We start from the raw sequence: 20,354 nt of genomic DNA on the forward strand, positions 1-20,354 counted from the left end.
CTAGGGTTTTGCGCAGTTGGGGCCGGACGTCGAGGGCGCGGGGTCAGGCGCGGCCGCGCGGCTGCCAGACGACGAGCGCCTGCCCGCCGGTCTGCTGCCGCGGGCGCTGCCCGTGACGCAGGGCGACGATGTCCCCCTGCGAGCCGACCGCGAAGAAGCGCCGGCCCTGCCCGAGCTGCTCGCGCGCGGCGTCGAGCTCGTCGTCGAGCTCGGCGACCCGGGCGCGCAGCGCCTCGACCTGGTGCTCGAGGTCGAAGATCCGCTGGATCGCGGCGAGCGAGACGCCCTCCTCCTGGGAGAGGCGCTGCACCTCGCGCAGCCGGGAGACGTCGGCGGCGCTGTAGCGCCGACCGCCGCCCCGGGTGCGCGAGGGGGTGACGAGCCCGATCCGGTCGTACTGGCGCAGCGTCTGCGCGTGCATGCCGGCGAGCTCGGCGGCGACGGAGATGACGAAGACGGGCGTGCGGTCGTCACCGCTCATGCCGGAGATCCGTGCCACCACGCCCACCTCCTGTCGTCATCGTCGTTCGTCACCAGTGCGTCGCGGTCAGGCGCTCGCGGCGGCGACCAGCGCGGCGCGTGGGTCGTCGGTGCGGGCATCGCGCAGGACCTCGACGGCCTCGCGCTCGGCCTCGCTGAGCTCGGTCGGCACGATGATCTGGACCTTGGCGAGCAGATCGCCGGTGGCCCCCTTCGTCGCGATGCCACGACCCTTGAGCCGCAGGACGCGGCCGCTCGGGGTCCCCGGCGCGATCCTGACCTTGACCTGCGACCCGTCGAGGGTCGGCACAGCGACCGTGGCACCGAGGGCGGCCTCGGCGAAGGTCACCGGCAGGTCGAGGGTCAGGTTGTCGCCGTCGCGTCCGTAGACCGGGTGCTTGCCCACCGACACGGTGAGGATGAGGTCACCGCGGGGCGAGCCCTGGTCGCCGTGACCGCCCTTGCCGCGTAGGCGGATCTTCTGGCCGTCCTTGACCCCCGCGGGGATCTTGGCGTTGACCTTCTCGCCGTTGACGGTCAGGGCGATGGTGCGCCCCTCGGCCGCGTCGCGGAAGGACAGCTCGGTGCGGGCCGTCAGGTCCTGGCCCTTGACCGGGCCGCGCGGGGCGCGGAAGCCCGCACCCTGCCCACCGAAGCCGGCGCCGCCGCCCCCGCCGAACATCGACAGGATGTCCTCGAGGTCGGGTTCGCCCGCCCCGCCCCCGGCGAAGGGGGAGCCGCCGCCGGTGCTGTAGCGCATCCGCGAGCCGCCCCCTCCCCCGCCGAAGGCGGAGAAGATGTCCTCGAAGCCCGCGCCCCCGCCCGGGCCGCCGGCGGTGAATCGCGCACCGCCGCCGGCCATCGAGCGGATGGCGTCATACTCCTGCCGCTCCTTGGGGTCGGAGAGCACGGCGTGCGCCTCACCGACGTCCTTGAACTTCTGCTCGGCGGCGTCGTCCCCGGCATTGCGGTCGGGGTGGTACTGCTTGGCGAGCTTGCGGTAGGCCTTCTTGATCTCCGCGGTGTCAGCGTCCTTGGCGACGCCGAGGACCGCGTAGAAGTCCTTGTCCAACCAGTCCTGACTGGCCATGTCTCCTCCTCTCGGGTGGTGGGGTTACGACGGGTCGGCGACCGCGACGCGGGCGGCGCGCAGGACGCGCTCGCCGGCGCGGTAGCCGGGCTGGAGCACGGTGACGACCGTCGTGGCCGTCGCGTCGCTCGGCAGCTCCGGGTCGGACGCGTCCCAGGCGCCGTGCATGAGGGCCTCGTGCACGTTGGGGTCGAAGACCTCGCCCTTGACGCCCACGCGCTCCAGCCCCTGCTTGGTGAGGACCTGCTCGAGCTTGTCGGCGATCGCGCGGAAGGGGCTGCCCTCCGGCAGGTCGCCGTGCTGCTCGGCGAGGTGGATCTCGTCGAGGACCGGCAGGAGCGACTCGAGCACGTCGTGGGCGGCGCGGGTCTTGTGCACCGGGAGGTCCCGGTCGACGCGCCGCTTGTAGTTGACGTACTCGGCCTGCAGGCGCAGGTAGTCGTCCTGGAGCTGGTCGGCGCGGGCCGTGTCGGGGTGGACCTCGGCGTCGCCGGCGGCCTCCCCTTCGCCCGGGGCCGGGGTGGCCTCGTCGGCGCCGGTGGCCCCGTCGGCCGGGGTGGCCGACTCGGGCGCAGCGGCGGCTGCGTCCTCGTCGACCACCTCGGCCTCGACGACCTGCTCCTCGGCCCCCTGGTCGGTGGCCGGCCGCGCCTGGGCGTCAGCGGTCACCTCGGGGTCGATCGGCTGGTTGGGGTCGGTCACTTCTTCTCCTCGTCGTCGTCGACGACCTCGGCGTCGACGATGTCGTCGTCACCCTCGGGGGCGGGCTGCTCGGCACCGGCGTCGCCACCGGGGGCCTCGCCCTCGCCCTGCTCCGCGGAGGCCGCGTAGAGGGCGGCGCCCATCTTCTGCGACTCCTCGTTGAGGGTGTCGACCTTCTTGGTCAGCTCCTCGGCGCTCACGCCGGACTCCGGCTTGAGGGCCTCCTTGAGGTCGGCGAGGGCGTCGTCGACGGGCTTGCGCTGCTCGTCGGTCAGCTTGTCACCGGACTCGGAGAGGAACTTGTCCGTGGAGTAGACGAGGTTCTCCGCGTTGTTGCGGGCCTCGGTCTCCTCGCGGCGGGCCTTGTCCTCGTCGGCGTGGGCCTCGGCCTCCTTGACCATGCGCTCGATCTCCTCCTTCGACAGCGCGGAGCCGCCGGAGATGGTGATCTTCTGCTCCTGGCCGGTGCCCCGGTCCTTCGCCGTCACGTGGACGATGCCGTTGGCGTCGATGTCGAAGGTGACCTCGACCTGCGGCACGCCGCGCGGCGCCGGCGCGATGCCGGAGAGCTCGAAGGTGCCGAGGTTCTTGTTCTGCTGCGCGATCTCGCGCTCACCCTGGAAGACCTGGATCAGCACGGAGGGCTGGTTGTCCTCGGCGGTGGAGAAGACCTCGGAGCGCTTCGTCGGGATGGCGGTGTTGCGCTCGATGAGCTTGGTGAAGAGGCCACCCTTGGTCTCGATGCCGAGGGAGAGCGGCGTGACGTCGATGAGCAGGACGTCCTTGCGCTCGCCCTTGAGGACACCGGCCTGCAGGGCCGCGCCGAGCGCGACGACCTCGTCCGGGTTGACGCCCTTGTTGGGCTCCTTGCCGCCGGTGAGCTCCTTGACCAGCGAGCTGACGGCCGGCATGCGGGTGGAGCCACCGACGAGGACCACGTGGTCGATGTCGGAGAGCTGGACGCCCGCGTCCTTGATGACGTTCTCGAAGGGGGTCTTGGTCCGGTCGAGCAGGTCCTTGGTCATCTGCTCGAAGTTCGCGCGGGAGAGCGACTCGTCGAGGTGGATGGGGCCGTTCTCGCCCATGGACAGGTACTGCAGGTTGATCGACGTGGTCGACGAGGAGGAGAGCTCCTTCTTCGCCTGCTCCGCCGCGTCGCGCAGACGCTGCATGGCGATCTTGTCGCCGGAGAGGTCGACGCCGGTGTTGTTCTTCACCTGGGTGAGCAGGTGCTTGACGATCCGCTCGTCCCAGTCGTCACCACCGAGCTGGTTGTCACCGGAGGTCGCGCGGACCTGGATGGTGGAGAAGCCGTCCTCGGGGTCCTTGCCGACCTCGAGCAGGGAGACGTCGAAGGTGCCGCCACCGAGGTCGAAGACGAGGATGAGCTCGTCCTCCTTGCCCTTGTCGAGGCCGTAGGCCAGGGCGGCCGCGGTGGGCTCGTTGACGATGCGCAGGACGTTGAGGCCCGCGATCTCGCCGGCCTCCTTGGTGGCCTGGCGCTCGGCGTCGTCGAAGTAGGCGGGGACGGTGATGACCGCGTCGGTGACGTCCTCACCGAGGTAGGACTCGGCGTCGCGCTTGAGCTTCTGCAGCGTGCGGGCGCTGATCTCCTGGGCGGTGTACTTCTTGCCGTCGATGTCCTCGGTCGTCCAGTCGGTGCCCATGTGGCGCTTGACGGAGCGGAGGGTGCGGTCGGCGTTGGTGACCGCCTGACGCTTGGCGATGTCGCCGACGAGGACCTCGCCGCCCTTGGAGAAGGCGACGACGGACGGGGTGGTGCGACCGCCCTCGGCGTTCGCGATGATCGTGGGCTCGCCACCCTCGAGGACGGCGACGGCAGAGTTGGTGGTTCCGAGGTCGATGCCAACGGCACGGGCCATGAGGCGCTCCTTTGTTCGGGTGGTCGAGGTGGTCACCCCGACACGAGTTGAGTTGCTGTCGCTCAACTTAGGAGCCAGTCCGCGACCTGCGCAAATCCGTGGCCCAAAAGTTGAGTTCACTCGACTCAACTACGAGCGAAGGGGGTTCATTCCCACCCCGCCCGCATCGCCCTTCGTGCCTGAGAGGGCCCGTCTGGCCGGGAAGTCCTGATCTGGCCACGTCCGGTTGTCCCGGTCATCCGCAGCCTTCCCGGCCAGGCCCCTGCCCCGATCCCTGAGTGGGTCCCACGTTCCGCGTGGGCGGGCGCCCCGCGCCCGTTCCCGAAGGGACGCCACACTGTGACGATGACGAGCTACCTGTCCATCGCCTCGCGCAACTCGGTCCTGTCGATCGGCTCCGACGCATCGGTCCTCTCGGTGGGCAGCGTCGGCTCGGCGCTCTCGATCGGGAGCATCGGGTCCTTCTGCTCCTTCCTCTCGGCCGGCTCGTCGATGTCGATCGGCTCCCTGCTGTCGTGGCAGAGCCTGGGGTCGGCGCTGTCGGCGCAGAGCACCGCGTCGATGCTCTCGAGCCAGTCGACGCAGGCGATGCGGTCCCGGTGCGACGAGCGGCTCCCGGCCCGCCGGGTGCCGGCCCTCGTCGCCAGCGCCCTGCTCGTGTGTGGAGCCGGCTACGCCCTCGCTCGGCGACTCGGAGCCTGACCCTCCCTCAGACCCGCCAGGCGGGGTCGCGACCGGCGAGTCCCAGCACCCGGTCGAGCTGCGAGGAGCCCTGCGGCACAGCGACCCTCGGCCCGAAGAGCCCCTGCCGCGCCTCCGACTCGTCGGGGATCTGGGCGCAGAATCCCTCGGCCGCGTCCAGCGCCGCGGGGTCGGGCTCGAAGGCCTGCCCCGTCCCCTTCGCCAGGTCCCAGGCGTGCAGGACGAGCTCGTCGAGCGCGACGGCGCCGGCCACGTCGCCGGGCATGTCGAGCCCGCCCGCCCGGGTCATGCCCTCCCAGGCGGCCGGGTCCTGCCAGGCCGAGGCCAGCTCCGTCAGGAGAAGGGGGATCACCTCGCGCCAGTCGTCGGGCAGCGCGGAGGCGGCCGGGTCCGGCGGGGACGATGCGGCGAGGGACTCCCCCTTCGTCGCGGCATCGCGGAAGGCGCCGGCCAGGTCGTGGACGTGGCCGAGGACCTGCGCCACCGTCATGCCGATCGGGGTGGAGGCGTCGAGCTGGTCGTCGCGTGTGCCGGAGACGAGGTCGGTCATGGCCTGGGTCGACGGGGTGAGGTCGATGAGGTCGCTCATGGCCTCCACCCTCCTCCGACCACCCCCTTGCCGCCACACCTCCAGCGCGCCACAATTGTGTGCATGAGCATCGAGCCGCTCCGCGAGGTCCGCAACCACTTCAGTGATGTGGTGGACCGTGTCGAGCGCGAGCACGAGCGGGTGACGGTGACCCGCAACGGCCGCGCGGTCGCCGTCGTCATCAGTCCCGACGACCTGTCCGAGCTCGAGGAGACCCTCGCTGTCCTCAGTGACGCGGACGCGTTGGCGGACATCCGCGAGGCGGACGCGGCCTACCGCAGCGGCGACGTCGTGCGCGGCGTCGAGGCGGTCCGCGCGCTGCGTCCATGAGCGATGCGACCTACGAGCTGGTCGTCGCACCACCTGCGGCACGTGCCATCCGCGACGACCTGCCCGAGAGCGTCACGGCCGCCGTCATCGAGTTCATCACCGGCGCCCTGATCGCCCACCCCCGGAGGGTGGGGAAGCCGCTCCGCGCGGACCTGGCCGGCATCCACTCCGCACGACGTGGCACCTATCGGGTCCTGTACCGGATCAACGACTCGGCTCAGGAGGTCCTCGTCCTGCGGATCGACCACCGCCGGGACGTCTACCGACCCGGCTGACGACTCAGACCGCGACGTAGACGGTGTTGCTCGACTGCCCGCCGGTGAGGAAGTTGTCGAAGGCGACGACGTGCGCCTCGACCTCGTCGAAGACCTGCTCGAGCAGCGCGCAGAAGTCGGCGTCCGGCGGGTCGTCGGACCACATGGCGAAGACGCCGCCCGGACGCAGGTGCGCCCGCAGCCGCCGCAGACCCTCGACGGAGTAGAAGGGGGCGTGGTCGGGGTGGAGCAGGTGGTGCGGCGTGTGGTCGATGTCGAGGAGCACGGCGTCGTGCAGCCGGCCGGGCTCGTTCGGGTCGAAGCCCTGCTCGGACGCCGCGAGCTCGAAGAAGTTGCCGAGGAGCAGGCGGGTGCGCTCGTCGCGCACGACGGCGGGCGCGTCCGGCAGCAGCTCGCGCTCGTGCCAGTCGATGACCTCGGGCATGGCGTCGACGACGAGCACCGAGCGCACTCGCGGGTCCTCCAACGCCGCCTTGGCGGTGCACCCCAGGCCCAGGCCGCCGACGACGACGTCGAGCTGGTCCTCCCCCTTCGCCCTGGCCAGACCGAGGCGGGCCAGCTCGATCTCGGCGACCGTGAAGAGGCTCGACATGAGGAACTCGTCGCCGAGCTTGACCTCGTAGACGTCGACCTTGAGCGTCGGCTCGATCCGCCGGCGCAGGCTGATCTCACCCCTGGGGGTCTCGCTCCAGGCGAGCTCTTCGAAGCGGCGCATCCGCCCAGTCTGCCCTGACGCCCTTCGAGACGGTCGCTGCGCGACGTCCTCATGGACCGGGAGAGCGACGTCTGCGCCGAGGAGGAGTAGCGTCCTGCGGCGTGGGTCAGGACGCGCCGAGCGCACATCTGCTGAACCGTCTCGTGGCGAACCCGGCCCGCACGGTCATGCTGGGCTTCGCGGCGACGATCGCGCTCGGCACGCTCGTGCTCATGACCCCCTTCGCGGCCGAGAGCCGGGAGTCGACCGACGCGCTGACCGCACTCTTCACCGCCACCTCGGCCACCTGCGTCACCGGGCTCGTCACGGTCGACACCGGCGGCCACTGGTCGACCTTCGGCGAGCTCGTCATCCTCGCGCTCATCCAGATCGGCGGACTCGGCGTCATGTCCGTGGCGACCCTGCTCGTCATGCTCATCGGACGCCGACTCAGCGCTCCCGCAGGGGTGCTCACCGGGGCGGAGGCCCGCTCGCTCACCCAGCGCACGCCCGGCCAGGTGCTCGTCGGCGTGCTGCGCTTCACCCTCGCCGTCGAGCTCGTGTCCGCCGTGGTCCTCGCCGTCCGGCTGCGGATCGCCTACCACGACGGATGGGGCGAGGCGATCTACTCGGGCGTCTTCCACTCCGTCTCTGCCTTCAACAACGCCGGCTTCGGCCTGCTGCCGGACAGCGCGGTCCAGTGGGCGCAGGACCCGTGGATGTGCCTGCCGCTCATGATCTCCGTGATGGTCGGCGGTCTCGGCTTCCCCGTCTGGTGGGAGCTCTTCAAGCACTGGCGCGAGCCCTATCGCCGGTGGACGATCCACGCGACGATCACCATCTGGGGCTCGGTCGTGCTGTGGGTCGTCGGCACCCTGCTCTTCGCCGTCGTCGAGTGGGACAACGAGCGCACCCTCGGCCCGATGGGCACGGGCGGCAAGATCCTCGCCGCCGCCTTCCAGTCCGTCGTCGCCCGCACCGCTGGCTTCAACAGCGTCGACATCGGGGCCGTGCGCCAGGAGAGCCTGCTCCTGCTCGACGGTCTGATGTTCGTCGGCGGCGGCAGCGCCGGCACCGCCGGCGGCATCAAGGTCGCGACCTTCGCCATCCTCGGCTTCGTCATCTGGGCCGAGCTGCGCGGCGAGCCGACCGTGCGCGTGCTCACCCGCCGCCTCTCCCCCGCCAACCTGCGCCAGGCGCTCACCGTCGCCCTGCTCGGCACCGGCCTCGTCGCCGCCTCGACCGGCGCGCTGCTCGTCCTCACCCCCTTCCGCCTCGACGTCGTGCTCTTCGAGGCGATCTCGGCCTTCGGCACCGTCGGGATGTCCACCGGCATCACCGCTGACATCCCGCCGGCCGGGCAGCTGATCCTCGTGGCGATGATGTTCCTCGGCCGGCTCGGGCCGATCACCCTCGGCGCCGCCCTGGCGCTGCGCAACCGACCTCGGCGCTTCGAGGTCCCGGAGGAGAGGATCCTCGTTGGCTAGGTACGACGTCGCCGTCATCGGGCTCGGCCGGTTCGGCTCCGCCCTCGCCCTGCGTCTCGTCGAGGAGGGGCGCGAGGTCCTCGGCGTCGACGTCGACGAGGCCGCGGTCGACGCCCTCGCCGACCGGATCGACCACCTCGCGATCGCCGAGGCCCGCGACGAGGAGACCCTGCGGCAGCTCGACATCCGCCCCGACACCCTCGTCGTCCTCGGCATGACCCACGTCGCCGCCTCGCTCATGACCGCCACCGCGCTCAACGAGCTCGGCGTCCGCGAGATCTGGGCCAAGGCCGGCTCGCGTCAGCACGTCGAGGCCCTCACCCGCCTCGGGGTCAGCCGGATCATCCAGCCCGAGCACGAGGCCGGCCTGGCCATGGCGAGCGAGATCCTCCACCGCTGACACCCCTCCCCCCTTCGCATCTCCTTGAGGAGATACGAAGGGGGTCTGCATTGCCGTTGGGCAATGCGCACCACGGCGTGCATTGCCGTTGGGCGATGCGAAGGGGGCGGGGCTAGCCGGCGAACTCCCACCGGATCCCGTGGACGCCGACGGCGGCGTCGAGCTGGGCGAGGTGCACCCGGTCGCCGTGCTCGAGGGCCAGCTCGTGCGAGCGCAGGTCGGGGCCGTCGGCGTGGGCCCGGTGGAAGGCGTCGACCCGCGTCGGCAGCTGGGCCCGGTCGAAGGAGACCTCGGTGACCAAGAGCGCGGTCTCCTGGGCCGACCAGCGGTAGTAGCCCTCGGAGACAAGGGAGTTGGCGTCGTCGATCTGCACGTCGTAGACGACGGTGTCCCCCGGCGCGAGCCACCGGTCGAAGTGGATCTCGACGGCGACCACCTCCGCCTCGCGGTCGCGCAGCACCCGCCCCAGCCGGCACCCACCGAGCGCGCTCACCGTCACCAGGTCGACGTCGCCACAGGTCTCGACGCCGTGCGCGACGACGTGGCGGTCGGTCCCGGAGACCGCGCGCATCGTCATCGTCGTGCGCCGCTGGACCATCGCCCCCTTCGCGTCGATCTGCAGGCGGTCGTGGGCACCGAGCGGGACGAGGGCCCGGCGGCGCGACGGGTCGAGCTGCTCGACGAGCCGGCCGAAGGCCTCGTCGTAGGAGACGACCGGGGCGCACGACGCGCGGCCCGCCGACGCGTCCTCGTCGAGCAGGGCCCGCAGCGTGCCCGCCGGCACCCGCAGCACCCGCTCGAGCTCGTCGACGACGGCGAAGGACCGGGGGGAGGCGGGCACCCTTCGCCCGTGCTGCCACTGGCTCAGCGTGCTCAGCGCGACCGGGTGCCCGGCGGCGCCGAGGTGCGCCTGCACCCGCCCGAGCGACAGGCCGCGGTTGGCCACCGCGACACGCAGGGCCTCACCGAATGCGACTCGACCACTCTCCACGTCGTCTCCTCTGACCGTGAATCTTCACGCCACGGGGGCGTGCCTCCCGCGGGGCCTCGGGAGCCTTGCCCGTGAAGGGATTTCACACCATCACGGGCGGTGACGCTCGCCCTGCCGAGGGGCCCCGCCGTCCCTAGTGTTGCGGCACTCGCCACGCATTTCTCCCCGAGGAGGACCCGTGCACCGCCCCCGCCACACCCTCGCGGCACCGCTCGCCACGCTGAGCGCCGCCGCCGTCGCCCTCTCCATGACCGCCGCGGCCACCCCGGCCTCGGCCCTGACCGCCGCTCCATCGGCCACCGGACCCATCCACTACGACGACGGCGCGGTCGCCCTGCCGATCAGCCCTCAGGCCCAGGAGCAGTCCAACTGGTGCTGGGCCGCGACCGGCGGCACGATCGCCGCCTACGCCGGGCGCTCGGTCAACCAGAACACCTTCTGCAACCTCGCCTTCGGCCGCTCGACCGGCACCCAGTGCCCCAACTCGCAGGCCACCCTGGCCAACGACCAGCAGGCCTTCTCCGCCCTCGGGATCCGCCCCGGCAGCTACATCAACGGGCGCCTGAGCTACTCCGGCATCTCGTCGGAGATCCAGGGCAACCGCCCCGTCCTCACGCGCATCCAGTGGAGCTCCGGCGGCGGCCACATGATGGTCATCAGCGGTTATCGCCCGAGCGACTCGACGATCGAGTGGTACGACCCGTGGCCGAGCAGCCAGCGGCTCAACGTCGGCGCGTACTCCTACTACCTCGACAACTGGAACTTCTCGTGGACGCACTCGCTCTCGCGGATCGGAGCCTGACGATGACCCCCTTCGTCCGCCTGATGACCGCCGGCGCCGCTGCAGGCGTCCTCCTCACCCTCGGGGTCCCGGCCGCGCACGCCGACGGCTCCGAGCCCACCCCCCTGCGCGCCGCGGACCGAGCGGCCGCGACCCGGGCGGCCGGCAGCGACCCGGGCCTGGACCTGGCCCGACGCGTCGCCACGCTCGAGCGGGGGCAGACCGCGCCACACACCGGCGCCGGTCGCGTGCCGGCGGCGGGCGGGGCCACCCCCCGCGTCGTCGCCGGCACCACCACCGAGGTGCACGTGCTCGCCCGCGACTTCGTCGCCGAGGGCACCGGCCCGGTCGGCGACCTCGGCTACGTCGCGACGACGGCCCGGGTCGACGAGCAGCTCGTCTCGGTGTGGACCACCCGGACGAAGGGAGGTGCCTGGCGAGCCGTCAACGCCGCGACCGGCGACGTCGAGGCGAGCATGGCCCGCCGGGCCGGGTCCGCCGCGCTGCTCAGCGAGCCGCAGGTCGGTGCCTGGTACGCGGTGACCAACGACCGGGTCCGCCCGCTCAACGGCGAAGCACGCAAGGTCGTCGGCGGCGGGATGAGCCTCGAGGACTACCAGCAGGTCGTCCACGAGCGCTATGCCGACAAGCTGCCGGGCAGCGACTACGACGAGTCAGGCGCCGCAGGGGGATTCGAGCCCGCGTCGGCCCCGGTGACCACTCCCGGGGACGACGCGCCTCCACGGTCCGGGGTGCTCGCCGGCATCGGCGGGATCGGGCTGCTCGCAGCCGGCCTGCTCGTCCGTCGTCGGCGGTCGCACACCTGAGCCCAGCCCCTCCCTCTTCGCATCTGCTGAAGGAAATGCGACGGGGGTGCGCACGAGCAGCAGCGCGTGGCCGAAGGCCGGGTCGCTCGGCCACGGCGTGTCGACGAGCTCGACGGGCAGCACCGAGTCGAGCAGCGGGCCGGCCTCGACCGTCGGGTCCAGCCGCAGCAGCGTGTAGGCCGGGCCGAGCCGGTCGAGGATGCTCGTTCCGTCGACCTCGAGGTGCGGCAGGCGACACCCCGGCACCGTCGAGGGCGTGTGCGAGCCCATGTCGTAGGCCGGCGCCTCTTCGCCATCACCCACGATGATCGGCGAGTCGGCGTAGTAGTAGCCGAAGTTCAGCCCCTCGGGAGACATCTGCGGCAGGTTGATGTCGAAGAGCCGCCGCCCCAGACGCCGGCGCAGCAGCCGGCCGACGAGGCCGGGCGAGGCGATGACGGGTGGCACGGAGCGGCCCGACATCGCCGCGAGATTTTCCTCGACCTTGCTCATGGCAAACCGCGAGACCTGCTCCGTGATCGGCTGCCTCTCGGCCTCGTAGGCGTCGATGATCGCGGGGTCGGCCCAGCCGTCGACCACCGCGCACAGCAGCCACGACAGGTGCACGGCGTCGGCGATCCCCGCATTCATCCCGTAGCCCGCGAAGGGCACCCAGAGGTGCGCCGCGTCGCCGGCGACGAAGACCCGCCGATCGCGGAAGCGGTCGGCGACGAGTCGGCGCGCGACCCAGTCCTCCTGCCGGACCACGTCGAAGGGGAAGTCCGCCCCGACCCCGAGGACGTCACGGATCGACTGGTCGGGGTCGAGGACGTCGAAGTCGCTCTCCCCGGCGGGCAGGGCCCGGTGCACGAGCCACAGGTCCTCGCCGTCGATGGCGACGACATTGCCCCGGACCTTGTGGTTGACGACCCACGTCATCCACGCCGGCCGTCGGTCGACGAAGAGGTCCTTGACCGCGGACGAGCGGATGAGGCTCGTGCGGGTGCGCCCGATCTCGGCGTCGCCGACGAGGCGGGCACCGATCGCCTTGCGCACCCGGCTCGACCCGCCGTCGCAGCCGACGAGGTAGTCCGCCCGCAGGTCCCGGTCCTCACCCGCGTCCAGGTCACGACAGGTGACGGTCACGCCCCCTTCGTCCTGGGTGAAGGAGACGAGCTCGGTGCGGGGCATGAACCGCACGCCCGGCAGCGACAGCAGACGCTCGCGCAGGATCGGCTCGAGCCACAGCTGCGACTCGCGGACCATCGGCTCCGGCGTCGGCCAGTCGCTGTCGTGGAATCCGGGCTGCGAGCGCTCGGCCCGCGACGGCATGGTGATGCGCGTCAGCTCGGGCCCGGACAGGCTCGTCGCGTAGACCGTGTCGGTCGGGTAGTCGTCGGTCAGGCCCGCGCCCCGCACCCGGTCGGCGATGCCGAAGCGGCGGAAGGTCTCCATCGTGCGGGCGGCGATGGTGTTGCACTTCGCGTCCGGCGGGTCGTCGGCGGCCCGGGCCTCGAGGACGATGACCTGCGCGCCGCGCATCGCGGCGTCGATGGCCAGGCAGGTGCCGACGGGGCCGGCACCGGAGACGATGATCTGCGCGTCGCTCATCGCGCGCCTCCACTCAGCTCGGGGACGGTGATCTCCTGCTCGCGGGCGCTGGCGAACGCCTGGCGGAACTGGCCGAGCTTCGTCAGGACGGTCTCGCCGACCGGGGTGTGACCCCAGATCGAGATGCCCTGGTGCGTCGTCGGCTCCCAGGTCGCCTCGACCTCGGGGGTGATGAGGACCGGGTTCCACCCGACCTCCCACTCGAAGCCCGACGGCGTCTGGCAGTAGTAGGACAGCTCGCGGTCGTTGGTGTGCTGGCCGACGTCCCACACCATGCGGAAGCCGAGGTCGGTCACCCGCCCGTGGGACGCGAGCAGGTCGTCGAGCGTCGCGACCTGCGTGTTGAGGTGCTGGATGCTCGTGCGCACCGGGTCGAGCGGCAGCCCCCGCAGGTTGGCCACGGCGATCGAGTGGTGCCGCTCGTTGACCCTCAGGAAGCGGATCTTCAGGGTCAGCCCGCTGATCGTCTCGTCGATGTAGTCGGTGAGTCGGGCATCGAAGACCCTTGCGTAGTAACGGTGCAGGGCCGGCGCGTCCTTCGTCGTGATCGCCAGGTGCCCCATGCCGGAGTCTCCGGTGACGAACTGCGAGATCTGCATCTGCAGCGGTGCCGTCGCGCGAAGGGGGGTCGTGAAGATCTCGGTGGCGACCCCCTTCGGCCCGGGGAAGCGCCACAGCCGCTCGACGCCGCGCAGGGCGCACTCCTCGTCGGTGCCCTCCTCGACCGGCAGGCCGGCTGCGGTCACCCGGGCGAGGATCGCGTCGAATGTCTCGTGGTCGTCGACGAGCCAGCCGACCGCGGTGACGTCCTCGGCGGGACCACGCTGCAGCAGGAAGCGGCACTCGTGGTCGTCGAGGCGGAAGCGCATCGTCTCGCGGGTCAGCTCGTCGACGTGCAGCCCGATCGCGTCGGCGCCGAAGCGCCGCCAGTCGGTGAAGCGCTGCGTCTCGAGGACGGTGTAGCCGAGGTGGACGCGGCCGAAGACGTCGGTGCTCATGCGTGCCTCCGGATGTGCTCGATCGCCAGGGCGTTGAAGCGCTCGGCCTGCTCCCACTGCGCCCAGTGACCGGTGCGCGACCACATGACGAGGTCGCAGCGCGGCATCGTGCGGGCCAGACGCGGCCCGCCGCTCGGCCGGTTGACCTTGTCCTCCGTGCCCCAGACGACGAGTGTCGGCACCTGGCACTCGGCGAGCCGGCGGTCGCGGGACAGGTCCATCCGGACGAGGGTGCGCAGGGCGGCCGGGCCGGGGTCGGGGCGACGTAGCGGCGGGTCGGCGACGACCTCGGGGTCGAGGCTGGCCGCGTGGCGCAGGTCGATGAGCTCGTCGGGGATGCTCGCCCCGTCGAAGACGAGGAAGTCACGGATGAAGCTCGCGAGCTTGTCGCGGGTCGGGCCCTCGTCGGAGTAGTAGGAGAGCAGCGCGTTGAGTCCCGGGGTCGGCAGGGCTCGGGTCGTGCCGATGCCGCCGGGGCCCATGAGGAGCAGCGAGCCGACCTTGTCGGGGCGGTCGAGGGCCAGGCGAAGGGCGGCGGCCCCGCCGTAGGAGTTGCCGACGAGGTGGGCGCTGCCCAGGTCGAGCGCGTCGACGAGCTGCCGGGTGAAGGCGGCGAGGTCGCCGAAGGGGTCGGCGTGGTCGAGGTGCTTGCTGGAGCCGCCGTAGCCGGGCATGTCGGGGACGACGACGCGCAGGCCGACAGCGGCGAGGGCGTCGATGTTGCGCGTGTAGTTGGACTCCCCCGTCGCGCCCGGGCCACCGCCGTGGAGCATCACCACGGGGGTGCCGTCGGCGGGACCGGCCTCGGTGAGGTGGATGTCGCGGGCACCGACGCGGACGGTGCGGTGCGTGCGCTGGGCGGCCGAGGGGCTGGCTGCTGCGGCGGTCACGGGGACTCCCTTCGCTGGTGTTACACGTTGTAACTTGAGGCGATGTTACACCGCGTACGCAGCAAAGATGAAGGGCCATAGAGTGACCGCATGAGCGCCGACGAGCCGGGCCCCACGACGACCGCCCGCATGCCCTCCGCGCAGCGCCGCGACCAGCTGCTCGACGTCGCCGAGGACCTCTTCGTCTCACGCGGCTACTCCGCGACCTCGATGGAGGACGTCGCGCGCAGCGCCGGCGTGACCCGGCCGGTCCCCTACCGCCACTTCGGGACGAAGGAGGGCGTCTACCTCGCGGTCCTCGAGCGGGCGCGGCGCGAGTACGAGGCGGTCATGGTCGCGGCGATCGACCCCGAGCTGCCGGCGCGCGAGCAGCTCGTGCGGGTCGGCGACGCCTTCTACTCGGTGCTCGAGGACAGTCCCGGCCGATGGAAGCTGCTCTTCGCGAGCAGCGCCGTGCTGCCCGTGGAGTTCGAGGAAACCCTTGCGGCACAACGCTTCGAGACGATCGAGATGATCCGGGGACTGCTGGCCCAGCTCGCCCGCCCCGACATCCCGCCGGCTCGCATCACCGCCGCCGCGCACGCGATGTCGGGCGTCGCCGAGCGCCTCGGCCACTGGTGGCTGGCCGAGCCGTCGCTCACCCGCGGGGAGGTCGTCGAGCACTACGCGGACTTCCTCTGGGGCGGCCTGGGCGGCTACGCCCGCGACTGACGCCGCGGGTCAGTCGATCCGACGGGCCATCCACACCTCGTCGATGTAGCGCCCGTCGATGAGGTACTCCTCGCGCAGGAAGGCCTCGATCTCGAAGCCGCACCGCTCGAAGAGGCTGCGCGCGCGCTCGTTGGTGCCCAGGACGCGCAGCACGACCTTGCGCGCGCCGCGCTGCCGGGCCTCCTCGACCGCGGCCTCGACGAGGCGTCGCCCCACTCCGCGGCGCTGGTAGTGCGGGTCGACGGCGAGACCGGTGATCTCGAGGACGTGCGCCCGGGTCGGCGGGAAGTGCGCCAGCCCGAGGAAGCGGACGAACCCGCTCTGGACATCGCCCGACTCGGCGACGAGCACGTCGCGCGGGCGGGTGCGGTCGCCCAAGAAGTGGTAGCCGGAGTAGCGCAGGGGAGGCGAGACGGCAGAGCTGCGCGTGGTCCACGTCGCCAGGTCGATCCCCCCGAGGACCACGGAGTCCTCGGCCTGGGCCCTGCGCACGGTGATCACCCGGGGCATCGTGCCAGTGAGCGACCGCTCAGCGGGGGGTACGTCGACAACGACATCATCACCTCCGCCGAGCGGCTCGACGGGCGCCCTCGTGGCCCGATGACCACCTCACGCGCCCGCGCTGGTGGAATACCTCTGGGGGGTATATGGTTGGCCTGTCAGATACCCCCTAGAGGTACACCGAAGAGAGGAACCCACGATGAGCGCGACCACCACCGAGTACCAGGTGACCGGCATGACCTGCGGCCACTGCGAGATGTCCGTCCGCGAAGAGGTCAGCGAGATCCCCGGCGCCGAGGTCGTCGACGTGAGCTCCGCGACCGGCAAGCTCGTCGTCTCCGGTGACGTCGACGACGCGGCCGTCATCGCCGCCGTCACCGAGGCCGGCTACACGGCCGCCAAGGCCTGACGATGAACGCCCCGACCCGTCTCGGTCTCTTCGGTCTCGTCCTCGCGGTCGTCTTCGCGCTCGCCGCGGTCACGGCCCGCACGGTCGTTCCCGAGGAGACCGCGCGGGGCTGGGCGCAGGAGAGCACCACCCACGGCGGCGAGCACGCCTCCCCTTCGGACGACGGCACCGGTGACGCCGACGACGAGCACTCCGCCCACGACGGCGCCGCCGCACCCGCGGGCCTGTCGCTGGAGCAGGACGGCTACCGCCTCACCGGCGTCTCCGCCCCGACCGAGGTCGACGAGCGCGGCCGCCTCGAGCTGACGGTCACCGACGCCGACGGCGACCCGGTCACCGACTACTCCGTCGAGCACGAGGAGGAGCTGCACCTGATCGTCGTGCGCAGCGACGGCCAGCACTTCCGCCACGTCCATCCGCAGCGCGCCGCCGACGGCACGTGGTCGCTGCCGTGGACCTGGCAGGCGGCGGGCACCTACCGCCTCTACGCCGACACCACCCCGTCCGACGCCGACGAAGGGGTGACCCTCACCTCCACCGTCGACGTCGCCGGCGACGTCACCCCCACCGCGTCGCAGCCGACCCGCTCCGCGAGCGTCGACGGCCTCGACGTCAGCGTCGAGGGCGACCTCGTGCCCGGCGAGGAGTCGCGCCTGACCCTGCGGGTCGAGCGCGACGGCGAGCCCGTGACGACGATCGAGCCCTACCTCGGCGCCGCCGGCCACCTCGTCGCCCTGCGCGAGGGCGACCTGGCCTACCTCCACGTCCACCCCGAGGGCGAGGCGCCCACGGCCGCCGAGCCCGGCGGTCCCGAGATCGACTTCGTCACCACGGCCCCGACGCCCGGGCGCTACCTGCTCTACCTCGACGTCAAGGTCGACGGTCAGGTGCACACCGCACCGCTCGTCCTCGACACGGCGGGCAGCAGCCCCGAGGGCAGCACCGCCACCCCCAGCACCTCGCACGGAGGCACCGACCATGACCACTGAGACGGACCCGGTCACCACCTCGACCGTCGAGCTGCAGATCGGCGGCATGACCTGCGCGTCGTGCGCCAACCGCATCGAGCGCAAGCTCAACAAGCTCGACGACGTCACCGCGAGCGTCAACTACGCGACGGAGAAGGCGACCGTCACCGCCCCCTTCGGCACCGACCCGCAGGACCTCATCACGGTCGTCGAGCAGACCGGCTACACCGCGACGCTCCCGGCGGCGGAGCCCCCTTCGTCCGAGGAGGAGGCGCCGCAGGACCGTGAGCTGACCGCCCTGCGCCAGCGACTCATCGGCTCGGCCGTGCTCGCCGTCCCGGTCATCCTGCTGGCGATGGTCCCGGCCCTGCAGTTCGACTACTGGGGCTTCGCCTCGCTCGTGCTGGCGACGCCGGTCGTCTTCTGGGCCGGCTGGCCCTTCCACCGCGCGACGTGGACCAACCTGCGCCACGGCGCCGCGACGATGGACACGCTCATCTCCGTCGGCACGCTGTCGGCCTGGCTGTGGTCGGTCGTCGCCCTCTTCTTCGGCACCGCCGGCGACCGCGGGATGACGCACGCCTTCGAGCTGACGATCTCGCGCACCGACGGCCTCGGCAGCATCTACCTCGAGGTCGCGGCGGGTGTCATCACCTTCATCCTCATGGGGCGCTACTTCGAGAAGCGGTCCAAGCGGCGCGCCGGCGACGCCCTGCGCGCCCTGCTCGAGCTGGGCGCCAAGGAGGTCGCCGTCCTGCGCGGTGGCGCCGAGGTGCGCATCCCGGTCGAGGAGCTGTCGGTCGGCGACGAGTTCGTCGTGCGGCCGGGTGAGAAGGTCGCGACCGACGGCGTCATCACCTCGGGCACGAGCGCGATCGACGCCTCGATGCTCACCGGCGAGTCCGTCCCGGTCGAGGTCGGCGAGGGCGATGCCGTGACCGGCGCGACAGTCAACGAGGGCGGCCGGCTCGTCGTGCGCGCCACCCGGGTCGGCTCCGACACGCAGCTGGCGCAGATGGCCCGGCTCGTCGAGGACGCGCAGTCCGGCAAGGCCGAGGTGCAGCGCCTCGCCGACACGGTCTCGGGGGTCTTCGTCCCCGTCGCCATCACGATCGCCGTCGCGACGCTCGGCGCCTGGCTCGGCGCGGGCTTCCCCGTGAGCGCAGCCTTCACCGCGGCCGTCGCGGTCCTCATCATCGCCTGCCCGTGCGCGCTCGGCCTGGCGACGCCCACCGCCCTGCTCGTCGGCACGGGTCGCGGCGCGCAGATGGGCGTGCTCATCAAGGGCCCCGAGGTCCTGGAGTCCACGCGCACGGTCGACACGATCGTCCTCGACAAGACCGGCACGGTCACCTCCGGCGCCATGACCCTCGTCGACTCCGTCCCGGCGAAGGGGGTCGACCGCACCGATCTCCTCCGGTTGGCCGGTGCCCTCGAGCACGCCTCGGAGCACCCCATCGCCCAGGCCATCGCGAAGGGAGCCGCCGCCGAGGTCGGCGACCTGCCGGGCGTCGAGGGCTTCGACAACGTGCAGGGCCAGGGGGTCACCGGTGTCGTCGACGGCCACGCCGTCGTCGCCGGCCGCGAGACGCTGCTCGCCGACTGGTCGATGACGCTCGACGACGAGCTGGCCGCGGCCAAGGCGGCCGCCGAGGCCGAGGGCCGCACGGCGATCGCCGTCGGCTGGGACGGGCAGGCCCGCGGCGTGCTCGTCGTCTCCGACACGGTCAAGCCGACGAGCGCCGAGGCCATCGCCGGGCTGAAGAAGCTCGGCCTCACCCCCGTCCTGCTCACCGGGGACAACCGCGCGGTCGCCGAGCAGGTCGCCGCCGAGGTCGGCATCGACGAGGTCATCGCCGAGGTCATGCCCGCCGACAAGGTCGACGTCGTCACGCGCCTGCAGGGCGAGGGCAAGGTCGTCGCCATGGTCGGCGACGGCGTCAACGACGCACCCGCGCTCGCGCAGGCCGACCTCGGCCTGGCGATGGGCACGGGCACCGACGTGGCGATCGAGGCCGCCGACATCACCCTCGTGCGAGGGGACCTGCGGGCTGCGGTCGACGCGATCCGCCTCTCGCGCAAGACGCTCGGCACGATCAAGGCCAACCTCTTCTGGGCCTTCGCCTACAACACCGCGGCGATCCCGCTCGCGGCGCTCGGGCTGCTCAACCCGATGCTCGCCGGTGCCGCGATGGCCCTGTCCAGCGTCTTCGTCGTGAGCAACAGCCTGCGGCTGCGGGCCTTCCGCGCGAGCGCCTGAGCCCCCTTCGCCGGGTCGCTGTATGTGGGTGCGCTGGGACTCACCCGAATACATCGACCCGCGCCCCCTGCCCTGGGTTGATGTATGTGGGTGCGCTGGGACTCACCCGCATACATCAACCCGGGCCCGATCTAGGGTGACGGGCATGCCGAGTGCCCGCCGCAGCTTCACCCGTGCCGAGCTGGAGTCCTTCCGCGACGCCGAGGTCCCCGACCTCCTGCCGGGCCGCGGCCAGGAGCTGCGGCTGCTCTTCGTCGGGATCAACCCCGGGCTGTGGACCGCGGCGACGCAGACCCACTTCGCGCACCCGGGCAACCGCTTCTACCCGGCCCTGCTGCGAGCAGGCATCCTCACCCGCGCCGTCGACCCCGCCGCGGGCATGACCGACGAGGACCGCGAGCACCTGCGCGAGCGCGGCATCGGCATCACCAACCTCGTGCGCCGGGCCACCGCCCGCGCCGACGAGCTCACGGCCGAAGAGCTGCGCGAGGGCGGCGAGCGCCTGCTGGCCACCATCGCCAGCACCCGCCCGGCAGTCGTCGCCGTCGCCGGGATCACCGCCTACCGACAGGCCTTCGGGGTGCGCAAGGCGCAGACCGGCGAGCAGCCCGAGCCCGTCGAGGGCGCCCGGCTGTGGGTCGCGCCCAACCCGAGCGGGCTCAACGCCCACGAGACGGTCGACTCGCTGGCCGTCGCCTACGCCGAGCCCGCCCGCGCCGCCGGCCTCCTCGACTGAGCCGCCGGCCACCTCGACTGAGCAGCCAGCAGCGCGTCGTCCTGCAGTTCGCCCCGCCCC

The 20,354-nt window shown here is 72.1% G+C and carries 22 protein-coding genes; 11 read left to right on the forward strand and 11 right to left on the reverse strand.

The features are described from left to right. Positions 1-43: 43 nt before the first annotated feature. The 4 genes from NMQ01_RS14255 to dnaK form a co-directional block, all read right to left on the reverse strand. On the reverse strand, positions 44-481 hold the full coding sequence (locus tag NMQ01_RS14255; protein ID WP_303708391.1) for a heat shock protein transcriptional repressor HspR: 438 nt from the start codon (positions 479-481) through the stop codon (positions 44-46). Positions 482-547: 66 nt separating this feature from the next. Continuing rightward, positions 548-1,570, reverse strand: coding sequence for a DnaJ C-terminal domain-containing protein (locus NMQ01_RS14260; RefSeq protein ID WP_255184562.1), 1,023 nt, complete (start codon positions 1,568-1,570; stop codon positions 548-550). Positions 1,571-1,594: 24 nt separating this feature from the next. Then, positions 1,595-2,272, reverse strand: a complete 678-nt coding sequence (locus NMQ01_RS14265) for a nucleotide exchange factor GrpE (RefSeq protein ID WP_255184563.1) — start codon at positions 2,270-2,272, stop codon at positions 1,595-1,597. Continuing rightward, positions 2,269-4,155: a molecular chaperone DnaK gene (gene dnaK, locus NMQ01_RS14270; RefSeq protein ID WP_255184564.1), complete on the reverse strand. Its 1,887-nt coding sequence runs from the start codon at positions 4,153-4,155 to the stop codon at positions 2,269-2,271. The genes NMQ01_RS14265 and dnaK overlap by 4 nt, the downstream gene beginning before the upstream one ends. 345 nt (positions 4,156-4,500) lie before the next feature. Between dnaK and NMQ01_RS14275 the strand changes: the two genes are divergently transcribed. Beyond that, positions 4,501-4,857, forward strand: a complete 357-nt coding sequence (locus NMQ01_RS14275; RefSeq protein ID WP_255184565.1) for a hypothetical protein — start codon at positions 4,501-4,503, stop codon at positions 4,855-4,857. 7 nt (positions 4,858-4,864) lie between these two features. Here NMQ01_RS14275 and NMQ01_RS14280 read toward each other — a convergent pair whose 3' ends face one another. Next, positions 4,865-5,446 (reverse strand): TIGR03086 family metal-binding protein, encoded by a 582-nt coding sequence (locus tag NMQ01_RS14280; RefSeq protein ID WP_255184566.1) that lies wholly within the window; start codon positions 5,444-5,446, stop codon positions 4,865-4,867. Between the two features lie 63 nt (positions 5,447-5,509). On the opposite strand from NMQ01_RS14280, the gene NMQ01_RS14285 reads away from it, so the two are divergent. Further along, positions 5,510-5,776: a type II toxin-antitoxin system Phd/YefM family antitoxin gene (locus NMQ01_RS14285; protein ID WP_255184567.1), complete on the forward strand. Its 267-nt coding sequence runs from the start codon at positions 5,510-5,512 to the stop codon at positions 5,774-5,776. Then, positions 5,773-6,051 carry a type II toxin-antitoxin system RelE/ParE family toxin gene (locus NMQ01_RS14290; protein WP_255184568.1) on the forward strand — a complete coding sequence of 93 codons (279 nt, stop codon included), beginning with the start codon at positions 5,773-5,775 and terminating at the stop codon, positions 6,049-6,051. Before NMQ01_RS14285 ends, NMQ01_RS14290 begins: the two co-directional genes overlap by 4 nt. A gap of 4 nt (positions 6,052-6,055) precedes the next feature. On the opposite strand, the gene NMQ01_RS14295 is transcribed toward NMQ01_RS14290, so the two are convergent. Beyond that, complete coding sequence (locus NMQ01_RS14295; protein ID WP_255184569.1) at positions 6,056-6,766, reverse strand: spermidine synthase; 711 nt, start codon at positions 6,764-6,766, stop codon at positions 6,056-6,058. Between the two features lie 101 nt (positions 6,767-6,867). Here NMQ01_RS14295 and NMQ01_RS14300 point away from each other — a divergent pair, with 101 nt between their 5' ends. Both NMQ01_RS14300 and NMQ01_RS14305 read left to right on the forward strand, forming a co-directional pair. Continuing rightward, positions 6,868-8,232, forward strand: a complete 1,365-nt coding sequence (locus NMQ01_RS14300) for a TrkH family potassium uptake protein (RefSeq protein WP_255184570.1) — start codon at positions 6,868-6,870, stop codon at positions 8,230-8,232. Next, on the forward strand, positions 8,225-8,632 hold the full coding sequence (locus NMQ01_RS14305) for a TrkA family potassium uptake protein (protein ID WP_255184571.1): 408 nt from the start codon (positions 8,225-8,227) through the stop codon (positions 8,630-8,632). The genes NMQ01_RS14300 and NMQ01_RS14305 overlap by 8 nt, the downstream gene beginning before the upstream one ends. A gap of 112 nt (positions 8,633-8,744) precedes the next feature. Here NMQ01_RS14305 and NMQ01_RS14310 read toward each other — a convergent pair whose 3' ends face one another. Further along, positions 8,745-9,623, reverse strand: a complete 879-nt coding sequence (locus tag NMQ01_RS14310; protein WP_255184572.1) for a helix-turn-helix domain-containing protein — start codon at positions 9,621-9,623, stop codon at positions 8,745-8,747. Between the two features lie 178 nt (positions 9,624-9,801). Between NMQ01_RS14310 and NMQ01_RS14315 the strand changes: the two genes are divergently transcribed. Beyond that, positions 9,802-10,425: a papain-like cysteine protease family protein gene (locus tag NMQ01_RS14315; RefSeq protein WP_255184573.1), complete on the forward strand. Its 624-nt coding sequence runs from the start codon at positions 9,802-9,804 to the stop codon at positions 10,423-10,425. A 653-nt stretch (positions 10,426-11,078) separates the two neighbouring features. On the opposite strand, the gene NMQ01_RS14320 is transcribed toward NMQ01_RS14315, so the two are convergent. Genes NMQ01_RS14320 through NMQ01_RS14330 form a run of 3 tightly spaced genes read right to left on the reverse strand, consistent with a single transcriptional unit; the run spans position 11,079 to position 14,709 of the window. Beyond that, the gene (locus tag NMQ01_RS14320; protein WP_255184574.1) at positions 11,079-12,821 is read right to left on the reverse strand and encodes an FAD-dependent monooxygenase; all 1,743 of its coding nucleotides are present in this window, start codon (positions 12,819-12,821) and stop codon (positions 11,079-11,081) included. Then, positions 12,818-13,819: a VOC family protein gene (locus tag NMQ01_RS14325; RefSeq protein WP_255184575.1), complete on the reverse strand. Its 1,002-nt coding sequence runs from the start codon at positions 13,817-13,819 to the stop codon at positions 12,818-12,820. Before NMQ01_RS14325 ends, NMQ01_RS14320 begins: the two co-directional genes overlap by 4 nt. Further along, complete coding sequence (locus tag NMQ01_RS14330) at positions 13,816-14,709, reverse strand: alpha/beta fold hydrolase (RefSeq protein ID WP_255184576.1); 894 nt, start codon at positions 14,707-14,709, stop codon at positions 13,816-13,818. Before NMQ01_RS14330 ends, NMQ01_RS14325 begins: the two co-directional genes overlap by 4 nt. Before the next feature lie 90 nt (positions 14,710-14,799). Between NMQ01_RS14330 and NMQ01_RS14335 the strand changes: the two genes are divergently transcribed. Continuing rightward, positions 14,800-15,420: a TetR/AcrR family transcriptional regulator gene (locus NMQ01_RS14335; RefSeq protein WP_255184577.1), complete on the forward strand. Its 621-nt coding sequence runs from the start codon at positions 14,800-14,802 to the stop codon at positions 15,418-15,420. Between the two features lie 9 nt (positions 15,421-15,429). On the opposite strand, the gene NMQ01_RS14340 is transcribed toward NMQ01_RS14335, so the two are convergent. Further along, complete coding sequence (locus tag NMQ01_RS14340) at positions 15,430-15,921, reverse strand: GNAT family N-acetyltransferase (RefSeq protein WP_255184578.1); 492 nt, start codon at positions 15,919-15,921, stop codon at positions 15,430-15,432. Positions 15,922-16,120: 199 nt separating this feature from the next. Between NMQ01_RS14340 and NMQ01_RS14345 the strand changes: the two genes are divergently transcribed. The 4 genes from NMQ01_RS14345 to NMQ01_RS14360 all read left to right on the forward strand — a co-directional run bounded on the left by NMQ01_RS14345 (position 16,121) and on the right by NMQ01_RS14360 (position 20,294). Beyond that, on the forward strand, positions 16,121-16,330 hold the full coding sequence (locus tag NMQ01_RS14345; RefSeq protein ID WP_255184579.1) for a heavy-metal-associated domain-containing protein: 210 nt from the start codon (positions 16,121-16,123) through the stop codon (positions 16,328-16,330). Between the two features lie 2 nt (positions 16,331-16,332). Beyond that, complete coding sequence (locus NMQ01_RS14350) at positions 16,333-17,319, forward strand: heavy-metal-associated domain-containing protein (protein ID WP_255184580.1); 987 nt, start codon at positions 16,333-16,335, stop codon at positions 17,317-17,319. Continuing rightward, entirely contained in the window at positions 17,309-19,558 is a 2,250-nt protein-coding gene (locus NMQ01_RS14355; RefSeq protein WP_255184581.1) for a cation-translocating P-type ATPase, read from the forward strand. The genes NMQ01_RS14350 and NMQ01_RS14355 overlap by 11 nt, the downstream gene beginning before the upstream one ends. A gap of 145 nt (positions 19,559-19,703) precedes the next feature. Then, positions 19,704-20,294: a mismatch-specific DNA-glycosylase gene (locus NMQ01_RS14360; RefSeq protein WP_255184582.1), complete on the forward strand. Its 591-nt coding sequence runs from the start codon at positions 19,704-19,706 to the stop codon at positions 20,292-20,294. Positions 20,295-20,354: the final 60 nt, after the last annotated feature.

This window comes from Janibacter sp. CX7, assembly GCF_024362365.1.
Taxonomy (GTDB): Bacteria; Actinomycetota; Actinomycetes; order Actinomycetales; family Dermatophilaceae; genus Janibacter.